Raw genomic sequence first — 1879 nt, forward strand, 5'->3', positions numbered from 1 at the left:
GGCGCAGGGGCACCCCCCTGCGCCGCGGGCCGGCCCGCCGGGGGCGACGTAGGCTGGCAGGCGTCGGCCGGTCCGACCCCTTTCGACCCGGTCGACACGCATTCACCCCCTTCAGTACCTTCCCGTACGCCCATACACCCGGAGCACCTTCCACGTGAGCGAACAGCCCCGCCGCCGTCCCGCCGCCGCCGGCGGCAAGCAGCCCAAGCCGTACCGACGGCCCAAGAAGGACCCGGTCCGGATCCTCGCCTTCGAGGCGCTGCGGGCCGTGGACGAGCGCGACGCGTACGCCAACCTCGTCCTGCCGCCGCTGCTGCGCAAGGCCCGCGAGAACGGCGACTTCGACGCCCGCGACGCCGCCCTGGCCACCGAGCTCGTCTACGGCACGCTCCGCCGCCAGGGCACGTACGACGCCGTCATCAGCGCCTGCATCGACCGCCCGCTGCGCGAGGTCGACCCGCCCGTCCTCGACGTGCTCTCCCTCGGCGCGCACCAGCTCCTCGGCACCCGCATCCCCACCCACGCCGCCGTCTCGGCGAGCGTCGAACTCGCCCGCGTCGTCCTGGGAGACGGGCGCGCCAAGTTCGTCAACGCGGTCCTGCGCAGGATCGCCGCGCACGACCTGGACGCCTGGCTGGAGCGCGTCGCCCCGCCGTACGAGGAGGACGCCGAAGAACACCTCGCCGTCCACCACTCGCACCCCCGCTGGGTCGTCAGCGCCCTGTGGGACGCCCTCGGCGGCGGGCGCGCCGGCATCGAGGACCTGCTGGAGGCCGACAACGAGCGGCCCGAGGTCACCCTCGTCGCCCGGCCCGGCCGGTCGACGACGCAGGAGCTCGTCGCCGCGGTCGGCGAGGACGCCGCCCTGCCGGGACGCTGGTCCCCGTACGCGGTGCGCATGGCCGAGGGCGGCGAGCCCGGCGCGCTGGACGCGGTGCGCGAGGGGCGCGCCGGCGTCCAGGACGAGGGCAGCCAGCTCGTGGCATTGGCCCTCGCCACCGCCCCCGTCGAAGGCCGCGACGAGCGCTGGCTCGACGGCTGCGCGGGCCCGGGCGGCAAGGCCGCCCTCCTCGGCGCCCTCGCCGCCGAACGCGGGGCCTTCCTGCTGGCCTCCGAGAAGCAGCCGCACCGCGCCCGGCTCGTCGAACGCGCCCTCCACGGCAACCCCGGCCCCTACCAGGTCATCACCGCCGACGGGACCCGCCCCGCGTGGCTCCCCGGCTCCTTCGACCGCGTCCTGATGGACGTCCCCTGCTCCGGGCTCGGCGCCCTGCGCCGCCGCCCCGAAGCACGCTGGCGCCGCCGCCCGCAGGACATCGAGGGCTTCGCCCCGCTCCAGCGCGCGCTGCTCCGGGAGGCCCTGTCCGCGGTCCGCGTCGGCGGCGTCGTCGGCTACGCGACGTGCTCGCCGCACCTGGCGGAGACGCGGGTGGTCGTGGACGACGTCCTGAAGGGCCGCGGCGCTGCCGCGGAACCCCTCGCCGCCGAACTGATCGACGCCCGCCCGTACCTCCCGGGCGTCCCGGCCCTGGGCGACGGCCCGGACGTCCAACTGTGGCCGCACCTGCACGGCACGGACGCGATGTACCTGGCGCTGCTGAGGCGGGTGGGGTAGGGCCGCCCGCCCGGGGGCGGGGTCGGCCGGAGGCGGCGGGGCCGGATCGGCGGGAGCCGGTGGGTCGGGTCGGGAGTGTGACGGTGGAGTGCGGTAGGCGGGAGCCGGTGGGTCGGGGTCGGAAGCACGACGGCGAAGTGCGGTAGGCGGAAGCCGGTCGGTCGGGGTCGGTGATGCGACTGGGGGAGTCCCCGGCAGTTGATGGTGTCCGGGGCGGGCCGGTCCCTCAAGGGCGCTCCCTTTCGGTCGCGTCGCTGCGCGATG

General features: G+C 76.5%; 1 protein-coding gene. It reads left to right on the plus strand.

Going from position 1 to position 1879, the window contains the following annotated elements:
* The first annotated feature begins 154 nt into the window (after positions 1-154).
* Complete coding sequence (locus IE170_RS24470) at positions 155-1615, plus strand: RsmB/NOP family class I SAM-dependent RNA methyltransferase (RefSeq protein ID WP_189811604.1); 1461 nt, start codon at positions 155-157, stop codon at positions 1613-1615.
* Positions 1616-1879: the final 264 nt, after the last annotated feature.

Source organism: Streptomyces toxytricini (genome assembly GCF_014649915.1).
Taxonomy (GTDB): domain Bacteria; phylum Actinomycetota; class Actinomycetes; order Streptomycetales; family Streptomycetaceae; genus Streptomyces; species Streptomyces toxytricini.